The sequence below is a fragment of the Prevotella mikamonis genome (assembly GCF_055381405.1).
This window is the reverse complement of sequence record NZ_AP035785.1, coordinates 2675297-2694860: the sequence shown is the minus strand read 5'-3', so window position 1 is coordinate 2694860 and position 19564 is coordinate 2675297. Positions and strand designations below refer to the sequence as shown.

General features: G+C 42.1%; 13 protein-coding genes. 7 read left to right on the top strand and 6 right to left on the bottom strand.

Features of this window, described 5'->3' with window-relative positions:
- Positions 1-69: 69 nt before the first annotated feature.
- The 3 genes from ACZ42L_RS11275 to ACZ42L_RS11265 are packed head-to-tail and all read left to right on the top strand — an operon-like array spanning position 70 to position 6786.
- Positions 70-3381, top strand: a complete 3312-nt coding sequence (locus ACZ42L_RS11275; protein ID WP_464716138.1) for a SusC/RagA family TonB-linked outer membrane protein — start codon at positions 70-72, stop codon at positions 3379-3381.
- Positions 3382-3394: 13 nt separating this feature from the next.
- Positions 3395-5065, top strand: coding sequence for a RagB/SusD family nutrient uptake outer membrane protein (locus ACZ42L_RS11270; RefSeq protein WP_464702810.1), 1671 nt, complete (start codon positions 3395-3397; stop codon positions 5063-5065).
- A 56-nt stretch (positions 5066-5121) separates the two neighbouring features.
- The gene (locus ACZ42L_RS11265; protein WP_464702809.1) at positions 5122-6786 is read left to right on the top strand and encodes a hypothetical protein; all 1665 of its coding nucleotides are present in this window, start codon (positions 5122-5124) and stop codon (positions 6784-6786) included.
- Positions 6787-6913: 127 nt separating this feature from the next.
- Here the strand turns inward: ACZ42L_RS11265 and ACZ42L_RS11260 are convergent, their stop codons facing one another.
- Complete coding sequence (locus ACZ42L_RS11260) at positions 6914-7900, bottom strand: FecR family protein (RefSeq protein WP_464702808.1); 987 nt, start codon at positions 7898-7900, stop codon at positions 6914-6916.
- Between the two features lie 85 nt (positions 7901-7985).
- Positions 7986-8573, bottom strand: a complete 588-nt coding sequence (locus tag ACZ42L_RS11255; protein WP_464699316.1) for an RNA polymerase sigma factor — start codon at positions 8571-8573, stop codon at positions 7986-7988.
- A 265-nt stretch (positions 8574-8838) separates the two neighbouring features.
- Here ACZ42L_RS11255 and ACZ42L_RS11250 point away from each other — a divergent pair, with 265 nt between their 5' ends.
- The 4 genes from ACZ42L_RS11250 to ACZ42L_RS11235 are packed head-to-tail and all read left to right on the top strand — an operon-like array spanning position 8839 to position 16841.
- Positions 8839-12219, top strand: coding sequence for a TonB-dependent receptor (locus ACZ42L_RS11250; RefSeq protein WP_464716137.1), 3381 nt, complete (start codon positions 8839-8841; stop codon positions 12217-12219).
- 10 nt (positions 12220-12229) lie between these two features.
- Entirely contained in the window at positions 12230-13897 is a 1668-nt protein-coding gene (locus tag ACZ42L_RS11245; RefSeq protein WP_464716136.1) for a RagB/SusD family nutrient uptake outer membrane protein, read from the top strand.
- 41 nt (positions 13898-13938) lie between these two features.
- Positions 13939-15408, top strand: a complete 1470-nt coding sequence (locus tag ACZ42L_RS11240) for a toxin-antitoxin system protein (protein ID WP_464702804.1) — start codon at positions 13939-13941, stop codon at positions 15406-15408.
- 11 nt (positions 15409-15419) lie between these two features.
- On the top strand, positions 15420-16841 hold the full coding sequence (locus ACZ42L_RS11235; protein ID WP_464716135.1) for an aryl-sulfate sulfotransferase: 1422 nt from the start codon (positions 15420-15422) through the stop codon (positions 16839-16841).
- Positions 16842-16944: 103 nt separating this feature from the next.
- On the opposite strand, the gene rplQ is transcribed toward ACZ42L_RS11235, so the two are convergent.
- From rplQ to rpsK, 4 genes are all read right to left on the bottom strand, one after another.
- Positions 16945-17442, bottom strand: coding sequence for a 50S ribosomal protein L17 (rplQ, locus tag ACZ42L_RS11230; protein WP_464716134.1), 498 nt, complete (start codon positions 17440-17442; stop codon positions 16945-16947).
- Between the two features lie 45 nt (positions 17443-17487).
- The gene (locus ACZ42L_RS11225) at positions 17488-18480 is read right to left on the bottom strand and encodes a DNA-directed RNA polymerase subunit alpha (protein WP_464699310.1); all 993 of its coding nucleotides are present in this window, start codon (positions 18478-18480) and stop codon (positions 17488-17490) included.
- Between the two features lie 12 nt (positions 18481-18492).
- On the bottom strand, positions 18493-19098 hold the full coding sequence (gene rpsD / locus ACZ42L_RS11220) for a 30S ribosomal protein S4 (protein ID WP_464699308.1): 606 nt from the start codon (positions 19096-19098) through the stop codon (positions 18493-18495).
- Positions 19099-19160: 62 nt separating this feature from the next.
- Positions 19161-19550 (bottom strand): 30S ribosomal protein S11, encoded by a 390-nt coding sequence (gene rpsK / locus ACZ42L_RS11215; RefSeq protein WP_464699306.1) that lies wholly within the window; start codon positions 19548-19550, stop codon positions 19161-19163.
- Between the last annotated feature and the right edge of the window lie 14 nt (positions 19551-19564).

Sequence of the window (19564 nt, the reverse complement as noted above, 5' to 3'; positions counted from 1 at the left end):
TCCTCTCCTAACACCTTATATGATTACGTAATCACATTTATTTAATAAAACTATCAAAACCTAAAATCTATGTTCCATCACAAGACAAGAAAGTTTGGTTTGCTGGCATTGTCTCTGGCAACTACACTCATGGCATTTGGACAAGACGAAACCATCAGGTTGCAAAGCAACAGACTAACCTGTAAACAGACTATCCAACTGATTGAAGAGCAAACTGATTATTCGGTGGTCTACTCCAATAGCAAATTAAATCTGAACACTCCAGTAAGAGTAAAAGGACACGAAATGCGCATGGGCGACCTGTTGACCGCAGCTCTGAAAGGACAGAAAATGCGTTACGAAATACGCAACAAACACATTATCATCAGCGACGCTACTGCCGACGCTGCAACAAACGGACAAACACACAGCACTAACAGCACACAGCAAACTAAAAAGGTATCGGGCCGGGTGGTAGACTCTAAAGGAGAACCGCTCATCGGCGCGGCCGTTAAAGTGAAAGGCAGTTCGGCAGCCACCGTTACCGACCTCGAAGGTAACTTCACTCTGAATAATGTAGCTGCCAATGCCACGTTGGAAGTGACCTATATCGGATATACAGCACAGGCTGTGGAGGCAAAGGGTGGCGCCCCCCTCAACATCGTCATGAACGAAGACGCACAATCGCTCGACGAATTGGTGGTCGTGGGTTACGGTACGCAGAAGAAATCAAGTCTCACAGCATCTATCTCAACAGTTAAATCTTCTGATTTAGCTAAGCAGGTAACAACAAATGTAGCATCTGCACTGCAAGGGCGTGCACCTGGTGTTGAAATTCTTCAGAACGGTGGTGAAGCAGGAGGTGATGTAAGCATCCTGATACGCGGAGCAGGTTCGTTTGGCTCGACAGAACCACTCTATGTTATTGACGGTGCTTTCAGCAACAATGGTTTGAACTCTTTGAATTCAAAGGATATTGAATCTATCGAGATTCTTAAAGATGGCTCAGCAGCTGCAATCTACGGTTCACGCGCAGCTAACGGTGTGGTACTAATTACGACAAAATCAGGACGAGCTGGTAAAACAAAGGTAGAACTAAGTTCTGACTTCTCTTACCAGACTCCCATGCACATGCTGGATTTCATGAATTCCAGCCAGTGGAGACAATTCGCCACCACCGTGGCAAACAACAGTCCCGCATACGAAGTAGCTAAGGAAAATGCAAGTCCTACAAATCCCAATGCCGATATAGACTGGCAAGACCTGTACTATCGTAATGCGTCCATGTATTCGTTTGGGGCTTCTGTATCTGGTGGAGGAGAACATTCTACATTCAGCACCAGCTTAGGATATCAAGACCAAACTGGAATCATCATCCAATCAGACTATAAGAAATATAACGGACGTATCAATGGTACATATCAGAAAGGCCGTTTCACGGTAGCAGAGAATCTTGCCGTTGCATTTACAAAGAAACAAACTCCCCCTACTTCGCGCCCTATCGAAATACCTACAGTCCCCGTAACAGACAGTTATGGACGGTATATTTCTACACCGGCAGAACTTGGTTATGCAACTACAAACATTGACATTGATAATAGCTTAGCACAAATATATAACAGAAATCAGTGGACGAAAAAAACTGATATAACAGGAAGTGTAAGTGTAAAGTATGATATTCTTAAAGGACTCGCTTATAAGATAGGATTTGCCGGAAGCTACCTTAACGCGCATGGTTATACCCACACTCCGGCATACGCATCATACTGGGATGTTAATGGCGTTGCCGATTCAAGGTTCAGTCAACCATATACTTCATTGGCAGAATCGCGTAATGAGCAGTTCAATTACACCATTGATAACTTGTTGACCTATAACAAAGAATTGGGCGGACACACCTTCGATGCCCTGCTAGGTACAAGCTGGATGCAAGAATGGAATAGGACAATGTCGATTAATTCGGGTACTAACGACCTTGGGGCTGCAAGTGTTACCACTTATAATGGAGTAGGTGTAGTAGGGTCCGACGAATATGATGCAGCACTGCTTTCTTTCTTCGCACGACTGAACTATGACTATATGAATCGCTACATGCTGTCGTTAAGTGTGCGCAGTGATAAGAGTTCTAAATTCGCGAAAAACCACCGTACAGGCTGGTTTCCCTCAGTATCTGCCGGATGGAATGTCAGTGAAGAGAAGTTCTTTAACATCCCATGGATTTCGAAAATGAAATTACGTGCAAGTTATGGGATTCTTGGCGCTAATTTTATCACTCCTTACTCTTTCGTGTCTACAGCCTATGGCCCTGTTCCCACCATACTCAACAACAAGCGTCAATTCGGCTATGTAACAAGATTCGCACAATCAGATTTAAAGTGGGAGAAGGCTATCTCTTCGAATATGGGTATTGAAATGGGATTCTTGAACAACACCTTGACATTCACAGGAGAGTACTATTACAAGCGCAACAATGACTTACTTGCCCCATTAGAGGCATTACCGTCATCCGGACAAACGATTGTAATAAACAATCCTGACGTGCCTTACTATAATTCAGCTTCGGTTGAAAATAAAGGATGGGAATTTACCTTAGGCTACAGAAACCACTGGAAAGACTGGTCGTTTGACATACTAGGGAATATTACATTCATGAAGAACAAGGTTATCAAACTTGGCGAAGGAGTACAACCTATCCGAGGCTCTTTGATGAGTTCCAAATTCAATGACCGTCCGACTATAACAAAAGAAGGATTACCCATCGGTTCGTTTTGGGGATACAAGGTTGCAGGCATCAATGAAAATGGCGATTTCTTATATGAATCCGTAGATGGAACGTCTAAAACTGCAAAAGATATTGCTGAAACCGACAAACAAGTTATTGGTAATCCTACTCCAGACTTCACTTATGGCTTGAATATCAATTTAGGGTACAAGAACTGGGACTTGACAATGTTTCTCCAAGGTTCACATGGCAATGATATCTTCGCAGCAGCGAAATATAATTTTTACTTCAACTATGATAGTAACTGCCTGGTCGATGCACTAAACTCCTGGACCACCACAAATAGTGGCAGCACTCTACCTATTGCTAAAACAGATAATTACTATGGTGGCAATTCCCTACCCAGCAGCTTCTATGTAGAAAACGGTTCGTATCTCCGTTGTAAGAATATCCAATTAGGATATAACTTCAATGAGAAACTTCTTCAAAAAACGAACTTTATTTCTGCATGCCGAATATATGTGGGGGTACAAAACCTCTTTACCATAACATCATATCCTCTTTATGACCCAGAAGTAAGCAGCAATACTCTCTTCGACAGAGGTATTGATGGATTGTACAGAAATGCACCGCGCATCAATGCCAGGACATGGAACTTCGGTATTAACATAACCCTTTAATGACTACATGATTATGAAACATATAACATCATATATTATAACGGTAGTTGTAAGCATCGCACTCATAAGCTGCGAATCAACATTTGATAAATTAGCTGTAAATCCCAACCAGCAAGATGTTACCTCGTACTATACATCTCCAGAAAGTGTGAATAAAGGCGTATTAGGAATATACTCCTATATCACCACTCCACGATGTATGGGAGCAGCGGGTACAAGAATTTTAGCAAATCGCAGCGACGAGAGTAGTGACAGGTCTGACTACGGATTACCAGGCCAGTACAATGCCAGTCTGACATCTTCATACTATACCATCGTCCAGCCATATAGCCTTTTCTATACGGCAGCATCGCAGGCATGCCAGATAATAGAGACAGTAGACAAGGTGACTTTTACTAATCAGGAACTTAAAAAGGCTTATCTGGGTGAAGCGTATTTTCTGAGAGCCTTTGCTCATTGGTTTCTATTTCTAGAATACCGTAATATTTCATTAATGGACCGCTTCCCATCTTCAACAAAAGACTACAGACCACAGGCTAAGCCTGAGGAAACTTGGGATTTTATTATCAGTGACCTGAAAAAGGCAAAAGAATTATTACCTAAAAAAGGTTACTGGACTGGCGACAATATTGGCAGAGTAACCAGTGGTTCTGCTACATCGCTGTTGGGCAAGGCATACCTATATAGGAGTGGTATTGAAAAATACTATGGGCATTCAGAGAAAACATATTATAATGAAGCCGCTGAATGTTTCAATGAAATAATTAGTGGTAAGCATGGGACATATAAATTAATGGATGATTATAATGACAACTTCAAAATTGCCACAGAAAACAACGATGAATCCATCTTCGAACTCCAATTTATGGGGGATGCTGTAAATACAGGATTCAATCCAGGAACAACAAGCTCCGGTGTATGGAGAGATCCTAGAGGATGGAATCCACCATCAAACAAGACAACAGCAGACCATGTAATACATGATTGGGTTTATAATACGTTCGTTGCATCCAAGGATGCAAATGGCAAGACTGATTCGCGAATGTTCGGCACTTTAATATTTGATGATACAAATAGTGCCATCAATGCTAAATCCGGAGATACAGTCCGCATATTTGACGGTAAGAAGTTTAAGGATTTCTATGGAGACAACGGCTTCGCATCTGTCAATACCCAAGCAGGGAAATATAAAAGCGCATGTCGCAAGGGTATCGACTGGACTCTACCTACCGTAAATCCCGGTAATAACATGTATCTGTGGAATCTCCGGGCAAATGGTCTGAATTATGTATATATCCGTTATGCAGACGTGCTTCTCATGTATGCCGAAGCCGTACTCTCTGGAGGAAAACAAGGGTCTATAAGCGCATTAGAAGCTGTTAATCGGGTACGCGCAAGGAAAAGTGTAAATCTTCCTGCTCGCACAAGTCTGAAAATGGATGATATCGAGAATGAGCGCATACTAGAGTTGACAGGAGAAGGCCATAGGTTCTTTGATTTGCTCCGTTGGGGAAAAGTCGTATCACGTTTCCGCTATTTAGAGGCCAATGACCCTAACTTCAAACAATATACAACATCAAAGTATCTAGGCTTCCAAGAGAACAAGAATGAGTGGTTGCCTATACCTGTTGATGAAGTAGAAGGCAATCCACACATCACTTCAAATAATCCTGGCTGGAATTAAATATAAATCTAGAGAGGAAATTCCATAGAAATTTCCTCTCTGTTAAATTTTGAGAAATGAAAAGAGTATTCATAAGTATCCTATTATTCTCAATGCTTACGAGTGCGCATGCACAAACCTTAAGCAACGGAATTGAATTGCCTGCACAATGGCCTCCGAGACTCGAAATCCCAACAAAAAGAGCAGAAATGCCCGTTCCATATCTGCAAACAAAGCCGCGAGTCATACCTATTAATGTCGGTCGGCAATTATTTGTCGATGATTTTCTCATTAGTTCCACTAACTTAAAAAGGATTTTCCATACTCCTCACTTTTATGAGGGAAATCCGGTTTTAGAACCAGATAAGGAATGGGAAAAAACAAGAAATGGAGTACCATATGCAGCGCCTTTCAGCGATGGTATCTGGTATGACGAGCTTGATAATAAATACAAAATGTGGTATTTGGCCGGAGCAAATAACGAATACGATAATGGACGCCAGACTTTCCATACATGTTATGCTGAATCAAACGACGGAAAAAAATGGATAAAACCTAATCTAGGGCTGTACGGCAATACAAATATTGTGGATACTTGCAATCGAGACGCTGCAACAATATGGTTAGATAGAAATGAAAAAGATTTCAATAAACGTTGGAAGTTCTTTAACATCGAAAGAAGGGCTACTGACGGGCGATGGCAAATGGTCTTAAAGTATTCATCCGATGGTATTCATTGGAGTAAAGGAGTGGCCCAAAGTGGAGACCTTTTTGATAGGACGACGGCCTTCTATAATCCATTTACAAACAAATGGGGATTGAGTATGCGTTATAGCACCGACATATCATCACGCTCACGGGCTTACGTAGAACATTCTGACCCGGAAATGCTGGTCAGTATCGCTCATAGAACCCGAAAAGATGTACAAGACAAAAATATAGTTTTCTGGTTTACTCCAGACGATAAGGAATTACATCATGAAAAGTATACAGAGACCAAACCCGGTATATATAATTTTGACTGTATCCCTTATGAAAGTATTATGTTAGGATTCTACTCTGCTTGGCAAGGACCAGAAAATAATATATGCGCCAAAGACAACATACAAAAGAGAAATGTCATATCTTTAGGATATAGCCGAGACGGATTCCATTTTTCACGTCCTACCCACACTCCTTTTATGAACGTAAATGAGACAGAAGGGGCTTGGAACTGGGGAAATATGCAAAGTATCAATGGCGTCCCTTTAATCGTTGGAGACTCGCTCTATTTTTATTCAAGTGGCAGAAGACTGAACAATATATTCTGGGATGGATACAGTTCTACAGGACTTGCCACTCTACGTAGGGATGGATTTGTCTCTATGCAATCAGGAAAGCAAGAAGGATTTCTTGAGACAGAAACTATTACATTCAACGGAGAATATCTTTTTGTAAATGCAGATATGAGAAAAGGAGTACTTAAAATTGAAATTCTCGACGAAGAAGGCAATATTATTCCAGGATTCTCTTATAAAGATTGCATTGCTATGAAAGGACGTAATAGTACAAAATGGCTCATCACTTGGAAGAACAAGAAGAATCTAGCATCAATTAATAAAAAGAATGTTCATTTTAAGTTTTATCTTAAACAAGGAGAATTATACTCATTTTGGATTTCTCCCTGGATAACGGGCGAAAGCTGTGGATATACAGCTGGAGGAGGACCAGATTTAAGTCCAAAAGGTATAGATATAAAATAAAAACTCAGAACTGTTAAGTTGTATAATTCTATAAGTAATTCTGTGGAAGACAGAAGAACAAGGCTGTGGACCGTGAGGTTCGCAGCCTTCTTCATTTCCCCACTCAGCAAGGAATCAACAAATAGCTCTAATCTTTCGAAATAATGACCTTCTGCCCTTGCTTCACTACCCGTAAATGATAAGTTTTGCGAATAACATCCAAGATATCATTGATGTTACGATTGGACACCACGCCCGTCAACACATCATCGGCATAATCGGGGACTTTAGTTATTACCTCAACGGAGAAGACCTCTTCTACCTTGTCTAGCACTTCGCTTAACGGAGCATTACGGAAGACAATGACTCCTTGTCTCCACAAACCCGCATCCACAACATCTGTTTTAAGATTATAGGTCTTCATACTTCCTGAAAGATTATCCATCGTCACTTTCTGCCCGGCTTTCAAACTGACATAGGTATTGGTCTGCAAAGACGTGAAGTTCACACTACCTTCTTCCAAAGACAATTCTGTGATATCAGACTGCGGATAGGCAGCCAGATTGAAGGTAGTTCCTAAAACGACGACCTGTGCCTTCTCTGTCGTGAGTTTAAAAGGATGGGTAGCGTCTTTCGCCACCTTGACATAGGCCTCGCCTACCAAAGAGACATGACGCCGACCCTGATTAAAGTCCTGTGGCGCATAGCTGACACGTGAATTGCCATTCAGTTCCAGCAGCGTACCATCGGGTAGGGCTACATGGGCATGTTCGCCACCACCGGTTGCCACTACCACCGACTGAGACAGCGCTGCAGAACCTAACTGATAGAAATACCAAGTTGTACCTGCCAATAGCAGGATAAGGGCAATGGCAGCAACAGCCCAGATATGTGTACGCCAACTGCTGCGTTGCAAGCCGATGTCGTGATGTAATTGAGACATTAAGGTATGTTTCACATCAGCCATCAAGCCATCTGATGCTTCGAAGCGATCTTCAAAATGAGCACCAAGCCAACGACGTTGCATGACATCGCCTACCTCCCTATCAGTCTGTAAAGCTACATCTTTACGCAACTGCTGAAGTTCTTCGGGGGTCAGCTGGTCTGCCAAATATTTATCTTCCAAATCTGCCATAATAGTTATTTCATTTCATTACGATACTATCGACTACTCTCTAGGAATACGTTTTCAACAGCAAAAGGTAACTAGCATCGACACCTTAATTAATAATTGATAACAAATAGAACACTAGTTTCAATATCCCAAAACGTTTTCTCAACTGCTTCATACCCAACGAAAGTTGATTTTTTACAGTCTGTTCACTCAACTTTAGTTGTTCTGAGATGTCTCGAACTTTCAAGCCTTCAAACTTTGACAACCTCACAACCTCCCGTTGCGTAGCAGGAAGCTTATCTATCATCCGATTTAACAGATGTTCGAATTCTTCAAATTCCATATATGCCAGACCTTCATTCTGAGTTCTCTCATTACAGTAATATACATACTGTTCATAACCAGCCGAGTTCAACTGCATTCGATAGGCATTGACCAACTCGTTTTTTGCCATAACAAACAATAGCGAATAGATACTGTCAGTACCCTCTCTTATTTCCCGTCGCTTGTTCCATAAAGCCAGAAATACATCTTGAACAATATCCTGGCTTTGTTCTCGATGCTTACAATAGAGCATACAAAATGCAAACAAGCGTTTCCCGTAAAGATCGAACAACGCTGAAAAAGCCTTGTCAGACCCATTTCTCAGATCTGCTATCAATGCACTTTCATCTTGCCGTGTTGTATTTACCATATTGTATTCCATGATTTCCGATACAAAATTTGACCGGACAAAGATATTAAACATTTTCTTGTTAACAAAATATGATTTACAAAATACGAAGGTATCTGGCAATATCTACCTCCCGACGAGGTACCAGTCTCACATTGATGAGCCGCGGAATAGCATCTTATTTAAGAAAAAACAAAATTTTCATGGTACTTTTATCGCCCTTCTCTGTACTACTACATAAAGAATAATTTTCTCACATGAACAAACATTTTTAAAACAACAAAACATGAAGACACCTCCTAAGTTTAAAAGATGGGCTGCGCTACTGTTGGTACTACTGTACAGTGTAGCAATAAGCGCACAGGAACAAAAGGTCACACTCCGCCTGAGGAATGTCACCCTCAAACAAGTGTTTAAATCTATTGAAAAACAAACTGCCTGTCGTTTCAGTTACCGCGATGTGATAGTAGATAACACCCACGTAACAGTAAACTATACAAATACAAGCGTAAAGCAGATTCTCAATGAACTGCTTGCCCCTCGTAATCTGACTTATATCATGTCAGAAAAGTCCATTGTTATCTATGACAAGAAGACTCCGCAAACACCACAGAGGAAAGACGGAGTCACAAAAAAGAAAGTTACTGGTACGATAGTCGATGCAAACGGTGAACCAATCATCGGAGCTACGGTATCTGTCAAAAACAATCCGGGGAAAGTGGCCATTACCGACATTAACGGGCGATATACTCTGGAAGATGTCTATACAGACGATGTTTTGGAAACCAATTATCTAGGGTTTGCACCGAAGAGAGTAGAAGTAGGAAACCAGGCTATTATCAACATGTCGCTTCTCACAACTGCCGAGGAACTCAATGAGGTGGTGGTCGTGGGATACGGAGTAACCAAGAAAAGAGATTTGGCAGGCGCTATCTCATCACTGAAACCTGGAGATGTCAATGCAGGCGTAGTCAGTGACATGTCTCAGTTCCTGAAAGGAAGAGCTTCCGGTGTTCAGGTACGCCAGAACTCGCTGGAGCCCGGTGGCAGTGTGTCTATACGCGTCAGAGGAGCATCGTCTGTGAGTGCGGACAACGAACCCTTATACGTAGTAGATGGTTTCCAGACAGATAATATGACTCATATTAATGTAGACGATATTGAGTCTATCGAAGTCCTGAAAGATGCTTCGACAACAGCAATATATGGTGCCAGGGGTGCTAACGGAGTTGTACTGATTACAACCAAAAAGGGAAAAGCAGGCGAATTTAAAATAGAATACAATACCCGGAATGCCCTTAAAATGACATATAACCCCTGGTCTTTGCTGGATGCAGGAGAAACTATTGCCCTATCGCGCCGTCTATTCGAACAGAATCCGACTTCCACGAGTTCGGACTGGACTGCAGAACAGGCCCAATACCGAGGCAAGGGTACAGACTGGATCAAGGAGACTACCAGAGATATTATAACGACCACGCATGAACTGGCCGTATCTGGTGGCAATGAAAAGCTGACGGCTTTTGTTTCGGCCAACATCTTATCAGAGCCAGGCGTACTGCTGAATACGGACTATAGCCGGTTTGGCGGAAGAACCAATCTTGCTTACCAAATTAACAAGAGACTCAGATTCGGAGCTAATTTAAGTTTTTCACGCTCCAGGAAGAAATACCTGGATATGGGAACAATATCATCAGATAAGAATGTAATGTATCGTATCTTTAACCTCGAACCCTGGAAAGATAAAGAAGGCTACGACGTGTTTGGCATCAAGAGCCGGCGTCCCGGTGTCTTCGAAGAGATGAACGGTGCTCAGTTATACCGTACATTCAACACTATGTATGGTACGGTCTATACCGACTTTGACCTCCTACCCACATTGACTTTGACCGGACGTTATACATACGGTTACGACCATTTGAAAACCGAAAAGTACTATGACCGTTCCACGACAATAGGGCAATCTTACAACGGACAAGCTTTTCTAGGGCATGAAGAGATATGGAAACATCAGATAGAAGGAATCGCCACATGGACACCTCGCCTTGGTGAAAACCATAGTCTAAAACTTACTGGAGGTACATCGTATATATTCCAGAAAGGACCAGCCGACGAAATGCAAGCCTACGGTTTTGCATCGGATGTATTCTCATTTAAGAATATAGCAGCGGCGGCACATATCGACTGGATTGGCTCAGGCGAGTCCAATCTTAAGAAAGAGTCTTTCTTTGGAAGAGTAGAATATATACTCAATAACAAGTATATCATCAATGCTTCGGTACGCGCTGACGGCTCTTCGGTATTTGGAGCTAACCACCGATGGGGTACATTCCCTGCCGGCTCGTTCGCATGGCACATTGGTGATGAAAAGTTCATGGATTTTGCCAAACCCTTCTTCTCACGTATCAAACTTCGCACCAGCTATGGACTCAGCGGAAATGACGGAATACGGTTCGGCCTATCCCAATATCAATATTCGGTCAGAGATGTACACATTGGAGGGAACGAAGCACAAAAGGGTATGTATCCTTCTAACCCCTATAATCCGGAACTACGCTGGGAAACAACTTCACAATGGAATGTCGGCCTAGACCTGACCATGCTAGACGGCCGTATAGAGGCCAGCTTGGATTATTACATCAAACGCACCAAGAACCTGCTGAACCCGACACCGATTAATCCTTCTGGAGGATTTCCTAACTTCACAGACTCTGATGGCCGCCGATATGAGTATACAGCCATGATGACCAATGATGGAAAAATACAGAACAAGGGATTTGAGCTGTCTATCAAGTCGACGAATATCCGAACCAAGGACTTTCTATGGAGTTCGACTTTCAACTTTTCTACTAATAAAAGCCGTGTATTGGAACTGAACAATGGCAAGGCTCGTTTTCAATACATCCGCCCTCATGGACTTTATGACGAGAAAGAATACCTGATTCTGAAAGAAGGAGAGCCACTGAGTGCCATCTATGGCTATGTGTTTGACGGTATCATTCAAACCGGGGAAACCTACAAGGCCCAACCTAACGCTGTGCCGGGAGACCCTAAATTCAAAGACCTGAATGGAGACGGTATCATCGACCAGCAAGACCGCAAGGTCTTAGGCTCAGGTATACCTACAACCTTCCTTGGACTGCAAAACACCTTCACATATAAGAATTTGGATTTGTCTATATTCATAGATTCATCGCTAGGAGGCAAAATGCTGAATCTGACACGAATCTATCTGGAAGACAACAACAGACTCAGCGAATCTCAACAGCGCTGGACGCAAGGCGGTCGTATCATAACCGATGCCGAGGGGAAAAGTATAACTACAGAGGGCTACGCTTCTACGACTGTTCCACGTAAAGGCTATCAGCGCAATGCCGAAATACAATATGGCTCATACATTAATTCCAGGTTCGTAGAGGAAACGGACTATCTGAAATTGAGAAATATAGAATTGGGATATACTCTTGTAGGAAAACAATGGAATATCAACTTTGTAAAGGCTATAAGATTATTCGTGGGAGCACAAAATCTATTGACCTTGACAAAATATAAAGGCTTTGATCCAGATATCAGTACGAATGGGAGCAGCGCTATTGCACAAGGACTGGATCTCAACTCTTATCCTGCATACCGTACCTTAAATTTCGGAGCAAAGATAACTTTTTAATACCATCAATATGAGAAAAATCAGAAAACCAAACATCCCTGTGCTTCTGGGATGTATATTTACCAGTCTGTCACTGGTATCATGCAACTTAAACGAAGAGCTAACCTCGGTATATAATGCCGACAACGCGTATACTACAGAACAAAATGCCCAAGAGGGAGTAAATGGCATCTATAGATACTTAAAGGCAGGCACCCATCCCGGAATATTTTATTTTAACGACATGTCTACCGACGCAGCCTATAAATCCGGTCTGGACTTTGAGATCATGAATGACAACAACCTGGCCGGTAACGTGGATGTGGCACGCGTTTATAATGGTAATTGGCAAATGGTAGGATGTGCCAATTCTGCCATAGATAATATAACACTCATGGATAATGAGAAATTCAGCGATATTGCCAAGAAGAATGAGCTACTGGCTGAAGCACACTTCATGAGAGCTTTCGCCTATTACCAATTAACCAATGATTTCTATCGTGTGCCCCTCATCACCAATGGCTTCTATGACTCAGAAACTCATCCGACGTTGGCAACGCCCGACGAGCTGGACAAGCAGATAGAGCATGACTTGCTGATAGCTGCCGGGGCATTACCAGAAACATGGGAAGGCAAAAATGTGGGTGGAGGTTCAGGACGACCTACTGTAGGAGCTGCCTACGGTTATCTCATGCGCCTGTATATGAGAAAAGCCGGACGTGAACGCGAATTGAAACAGAATGCGGAACATAGTTGGCAGCAAGCCCTTACCTATGCAAATAACGTAATTGCTACAGGCCGATATGCTCTGCAACCTACTGTGTGGGATATTTTTGATCCCAGCAGTGAGCAAAAGCTGAATAACAATGAAATTATCTTTGCCGTACGCTCTAGCGAAAGTATCCCATCGGGCAGTTCGGATTTGGCTCTGTACTTCACTCCTTGGGCTTATAATTATGGCTGGGACATCATCAACGTTCCATTGGCACTATATTGGAAGTTTGATTCTCAGGACGAGCGATTCTCTAAATTGATGGTCGGAGAATATCCTGATGTGTATAATGCTGATAAGAAATATAAAGTACCATCATTGACAGAAGTCGGCACACTGAACAATGAAGCAAGCTCGCCTATCGTTATAGAACTGGCACAGGCCTATACCAACAAGTATTGGTATGAGAAAGCAGGTACTTATAATTATAATACCCCCAATAATCTACCTCTACTACGCTATGCAGACGTACTCTTGTGCAAGGCTGAGATTCTGAACGAAATAAAAGGACTGAATGAGGAATCGGTTAATCTATTGAATATGATTCGTCATCGCGCCTTTGGCAATGACAGCCACAATTATGCAATAAGCGATTTCGCTTCGGCAGAAGAATTCAGAAATATACTATGCGAAGAACGCTTGCTTGAACTGAATAACGAGGGTGTACGGCGTATAGATCTTATCAGAATGGGATTGTGGAAAAAATGTATGGATGCCTATATGAATACCATACAGAAAACAACACAACAGAAGGAGCAGAATATGGGATTAACCCCAGGTTCGTTAAGTGCAGAATGGAGTATTTATCCTAAATTCTCGAATGAACCATTAAAACAATATGACAAACGGCGATATTATCCTATTCCTAAAGTCTACAGCACAAAATATCCAAGTCTGCTAGACAATAGAGATTTTAAAGAAGAGTAAGTTTTTTATTTTAGTTTTGTACCCTTATGAATATACAAAAAATGAATATATTGTTTATCACTGGTATGATGATATTGGCAGCTTGCAGTTCTCAAGATGCCGATAGTAGATTCAGCAATAATCCAATAAGTGAGATTACAACACCTGCCAATGACAGTCTCGTAGAGTCCAAGAAGCAAACATGGCAATTTGATACGTTCGGTAAGGATTGGCAAATAGCCAATCAGGGCAACGATGCTGTAAACCACGCCTCCGTTATCGCTAATGACGAGTGCAAAGACGGAAAAGCCCTTAAAATATACACAGAAGCCAATTCGCAACAGCGTAAGAAGATAAGAACTGTAAAACAATATGGAGCCGGCCTATATACATGGCGAACCTATATCTCGGATTTAGGCGAGACCGAACGTACCAGTATCGGCTCATGGCTTTGGCATGATGATAAACACGAACTCGATTTTGAAGTAGGATCGGGTACTGGCAAAGAACGAAAGGCTTTGAATCTGGCCGATGACGAAGTAATTGCCTATATGACTTCGCAAGCTAACCCATGGTTACACCAGAAAGTGCGTATTAAAAAGAATAGTTGGCATATCTTCCAAATAGATTTGAAACTTGTGAACGACAAATATCTCGCTACATGGTTGATAGATGGTACTCCATATGCTATACAACAACTGGCATTCGGAGAAGAAAATCCGTTCTATATCTTCTGTAGCGTTGAGAATCTGAAGTTTGTCGGAGACACATGGCCTTATCAGACCAACTACGGCCTGTGGGATTATGTCACCTATACTCCATATTCCTATTCCATGGAACCCACAGCTCCAACTGAAGCCTCTGACCCTGTTGATCCAGCTCCGGAACCCGACGAAGGAACTATATTGAAATGGGATATGAATGAAATACCTCAGAACTGGAACGTATGGACCAACGTAGGGGGCGACGGTATTGGATATTACAGCGCATCAAACGGGGCATTAATCCTATCTAATGATGGCTATTGTACTACTTCTAAATTTACATACGGTTCACCGGTTGGTTATGGCAAGTATACGTGGCGGGTACGATTCCCAGAACTTGCAGGTGCAGAGAAATTTATGGCCGGTGGAACTCTCTATACCGCCGACGAGACCAAGGGATACCACACACTAACCATCACAGGATGGTATGGAAATGACGCTGACAGAAAAAGATTGGGAGCTAAGCCCGGGCAATTACTACTTCGACTCTACTCGGAGATTCCCGGATTAGATAAAGCAGCAGCCGTTCTTGATCCGAACGTCGACTACAAACTTACCATTGAACTAAAGAAAGTAAGTGAGAAATATGTTATCATATATTCGCTCAATGATGAAGTATTACAGGTATTACAAACAAACTATGGTACTGATGCCGTGAAATTCATGTTTATCTCATCAGCAGAATCAGACCGAGGATGGATGCCAGGTAACAATATCTCAAAGAAGTATTCCGCTGCATTCGACTATATAGAATATGTAGCTTATTAAACATCTATTAAATGAAATTCAAAAGTCATTTAGCTATTTTCATATCGGTGTTCTCGCTCCTCTGCTCATGTGGGAACACCGATGAAAATACCAATCATAACAGCGCAACACTCATAGATTTTCAGGTACAATTAACTGAGAATAATACTTTGCGTGCAGAGGTAAAAGCCAAGTTTTCCAAATCTGTTTCCTATTACATAGAATACTGGGAAACATCCAAGGAAGATACGCGACACCATACACTCACTTATGAGACCTATGGAGCAACGCAAGATACCCTTGTACTTCTGAAACCCCACACAGAATATGCGTGCCGCATAGTGTATAATGATGCAAAGGACACTTCGCCTGTAAAGCACTTCAACACCAAAGAAGTCCCAAGCATCGTTCCAACTTCAACACTAATCACAGACAATCTGAAAGAAACTCTAGACGGATATTTACTGAGCTATAGCCGTAAGTCGCCTGGTGTACTCTATCTTATGGATACAAAAGGTATCCCCGTCTGGTATGAGAAGATGCCCGAAGGTGTACTTGTTGCGAACTTCAATAAAACCAATAATTGTTTTTACGTACTCTCTGTAGCCCCAAACTCTGCCAATCCAGATATTTCCGGTGGATATTATACGGGCGATAAACTGAAAGTAATAGATTTGTTTGGCCATATACGATTCCAGAAACTGCTCACTACACTACCAGAAATGAAAAACCGTCATGCACATCATGAGTGTCGGCCTCTTCCTAATGGCAATGTAATGATAGTAACTAGCGTGACCCAATCGTTCGACTTAACGGCGCAAGGAGGCACAAAAGATGAAGAAGTGACTGGTGATGGCTTTATTGTACTAAATCCTCAAGGCAAGGTCGTATATCAATGGGATTGCTTCGGCACACTCAATCCTGCTGATGATTCTGGTATCATGCAGAGCAAAAAAGATTGGCTACATGCAAATTCTATCAATACTGATATGGATGGGAATTATTATATGACATTTAATACTATCAGTCAACTTTGGAAAATTGATGCTCAAACAGGCAAAACTCTCTATAGAATAGGTAAAAACGGTACTATAAAAACTCCAGAAGAGGGATGGGCTAATGGACTACATTGCGCAAATCCAATAGCTCCGGATGAGATATTAGCACTAGATAACGGCAGACTAGGCACAAAAGGCAGCCGGGCTTTACTCTATAAAATCAATACAGAAAATAACACGGTACAATTAGCTATTGACAGTGAAATATCTAAAGAATACAGTACGCCTAATCGTGGCAATGTACAACTAGTAACTCCGAACATGCTACTCTTCGGCTCAAGCGTTAAAAACCTAATTTTATTCACCGATATTAATACCAAAGCTAATGTGCTGAGAGCTATCAGTGTTACCAATTTATTCTACCGCACAGAATATATTCCTCCAATCTCTTATTAACGATTGTACCTCTCAAGAATAGGGGCATGTAACGAGCCGATATAAAAAGCGCTTCCACTCTCTCGAATGGAAGCGCTTTATTGTTGTACTAATCAGTAACTGATTATTCTTCTGTCTTGGTTTCTTCTGCTGTGGGTTCTACCTTAACCTCTTCAGCTGCGGGAGCAGCCTCTGTAGCTGTAGCAGTAGACTTACGACTACGACGTGTCTTCTTAGCTGCTGCAGGAGCTTTTGCCATGTTCTCATCGAAGTCAACAAGCTCAATGAAAGCCATCTCAGCTGCATCACCCTGACGAGTACCCAACTTGATTACACGTGTATAACCACCGGGACGTTCAGCCACTTTTTCAGCTACCTCACCAAACAATGCCTTAACAGCTTCCTTATTCTGTAGATAGCGGAATACTACACGGCGAGAGTTTGTGCTATCATCCTTTGAACGGGTGATAAGAGGTTCTACATACTTCTTCAAGGCCTTAGCCTTTGCGAGGGTCGTAGTGATTCTTTTGTGCATAATCAAAGAGATTGCCATATTCGCAAGCATGGCATCACGATGAGATGCAGTACGACCTAAGTGGTTGAATTTTTTATTATGTCTCATTTTTGTTTTTTTCTTTGATGGACGGAATCAAGAAACTGAGTTCTCTTACTCCTTATCCAGTTTATACTTTGTGATGTCGGTTCCAAATGACAGATTCAGACCTTCGAGCAAATCATCAAGCTCAGAAAGCGATTTCTTACCAAAGTTGCGGAACTTCAAGAGGTCGGTCTTGTTGTATTGTACCAAGTCGCCGAGCGTTTCAACATCTGCTGCCTTCAAGCAGTTGAGAGCACGAACACTGAGGTTCATATCTATCAACTTGGTCTTGAGGAGTTGGCGCATGTGAAGCACTTCTTCGTCGAACTCTTGGTTACCATCCTGATCTGGATTTTCCAAAGTAATCTTCTCATCAGAGAAGAGCATAAAATGGTAAATCAAAATCTTTGCTGCCTCTTTCAGCGCATCCTTAGGAGATATGGAACCATCTGTTGTAACTTCGATAACCAGTTTGTCATAGTCGGTCTTCTGTTCAACACGATATGGCTCAACTGAATATTTCACGTTACGAATTGGGGTGTAGATAGAATCTATAGGGAGGACGTTGACGTCTGTACAGAACTCACGATTCTCATCAGCCGGCACATAGCCACGGCCCTTGTTAACAGTAAGATCTATCTGCATTGAAGCTTTGACATCTAAATGACAAATCACCAAATCAGGGTTTAACACTTCAAATCCAGTCAGATACTTGCCTATATCTCCTGCTTTGAACTCAGTGGAATTCTCTACAGTGATACTAACTTTCTCGTTCTCGAATTCTTCTACTACTTGCTTGAATCTTACTTGTTTCAAATTCAAGATAATGTTGGTAACATCTTCCTTTACACCCGGAACCGAAGAGAACTCATGCTCAACACCACCGATACGGATGGTATTGATAGCAAAGCCTTCGAGGGATGAAAGAAGAATGCGGCGCAAAGAATTACCGATGGTAACTCCGAAGCCAGGCTCCAAAGGACGGAATTCGAATTTTCCGAACTTATCATCAGCCTCCAGCATTACAACTTTATCAGGTTTTTGAAATGCTAATATCGCCATTAATTTAATGATTTATTTAGAGTACAACTCAACGATTAACTGTTCCTTAATGTTCTCTGGAATGTCAGCACGCTCCGGCTTGTGCAGGAACTTACCACTCTTTGAATTATCATCCCATTCCATCCAAGGATATTTGCTATGGTTGAAACCTGCAAGAGCAGCTTCGATAACTTCGAGTGACTTTGACTTCTCACGAACACCAACAACTTGACCTGGTGCTACAGAGTAAGAGGGAATGTTTACAACCTGACCGTCAACAACGATATGCTTGTGACCTACCAACTGACGTGCAGCTGCACGAGTAGGAGCTATGCCCAAACGGAATACAACGTTGTCAAGACGGCTTTCCAAATTCTGAAGCAAAACCTCACCGGTAATACCTTCAGCCTTTGCAGCCTTGTCAAACATATTACGGAACTGACGCTCAAGTACTCCATAGGTGTACTTGGCCTTTTGCTTCTCTGCCAACATGACACCGTACTCAGAAACTTTTCTGCGACGGTTGTTGCCATGCTGTCCAGGAGGGAAGTTTCTCTTGGACAAAACTTTGTCGGCGCCGAAAATGGGTTCACCAAATCGGCGTGCAATCTTAGATTTCGGACCTATGTATCTAGCCATAAAATAAAAATATGCTTATAATTTTAATTGTATCTGTGATAATGCAATCTTCTCAAGATGGATTAGACCTTACGACGCTTGGGAGGACGGCATCCGTTGTGTGGTAATGGAGTAACATCGACAATCTCTGTCACTTCAATACCTGCGCCATGAACGGCACGGATAGCTGATTCACGACCATTACCTGGACCCTTAACGTATGCCTTCACTTTGCGGAGACCCAACTCGAAAGCTACTTTTGCACAATCCTCACCTGCCATCTGAGCAGCATAGGGAGTATTCTTTTTGGAGCCACGGAATCCCATCTTACCAGCAGAAGACCAAGAGATAATCTGACCCTCGCTATTTGCCAAAGACACAATGATATTATTGAAAGAGCTGTGCACATGGAGCTGGCCGATAGCGTCAACTCTTACATTTCTTTTCTTAGATGTTGCTTTTGTTTTTGCCATAATCTTTTTTAGTT

Coding starts and splice junctions, on each gene's coding strand:
- ACZ42L_RS11275 (WP_464716138.1), top strand. CDS start 70: ATGTTCCATCACAAGACAAGAAAGTTTGGTTTGCTGGCATTGTCTCTG.
- ACZ42L_RS11270 (WP_464702810.1), top strand. CDS start 3,395: ATGAAACATATAACATCATATATTATAACGGTAGTTGTAAGCATCGCA.
- ACZ42L_RS11265 (WP_464702809.1), top strand. CDS start 5,122: ATGAAAAGAGTATTCATAAGTATCCTATTATTCTCAATGCTTACGAGT.
- ACZ42L_RS11260 (WP_464702808.1), bottom strand. CDS start 7,900: ATGGCAGATTTGGAAGATAAATATTTGGCAGACCAGCTGACCCCCGAA.
- ACZ42L_RS11255 (WP_464699316.1), bottom strand. CDS start 8,573: ATGGTAAATACAACACGGCAAGATGAAAGTGCATTGATAGCAGATCTG.
- ACZ42L_RS11250 (WP_464716137.1), top strand. CDS start 8,839: ATGAAGACACCTCCTAAGTTTAAAAGATGGGCTGCGCTACTGTTGGTA.
- ACZ42L_RS11245 (WP_464716136.1), top strand. CDS start 12,230: ATGAGAAAAATCAGAAAACCAAACATCCCTGTGCTTCTGGGATGTATA.
- ACZ42L_RS11240 (WP_464702804.1), top strand. CDS start 13,939: ATGAATATATTGTTTATCACTGGTATGATGATATTGGCAGCTTGCAGT.
- ACZ42L_RS11235 (WP_464716135.1), top strand. CDS start 15,420: ATGAAATTCAAAAGTCATTTAGCTATTTTCATATCGGTGTTCTCGCTC.
- rplQ (WP_464716134.1), bottom strand. CDS start 17,442: ATGAGACATAATAAAAAATTCAACCACTTAGGTCGTACTGCATCTCAT.
- ACZ42L_RS11225 (WP_464699310.1), bottom strand. CDS start 18,480: ATGGCGATATTAGCATTTCAAAAACCTGATAAAGTTGTAATGCTGGAG.
- rpsD (WP_464699308.1), bottom strand. CDS start 19,098: ATGGCTAGATACATAGGTCCGAAATCTAAGATTGCACGCCGATTTGGT.
- rpsK (WP_464699306.1), bottom strand. CDS start 19,550: ATGGCAAAAACAAAAGCAACATCTAAGAAAAGAAATGTAAGAGTTGAC.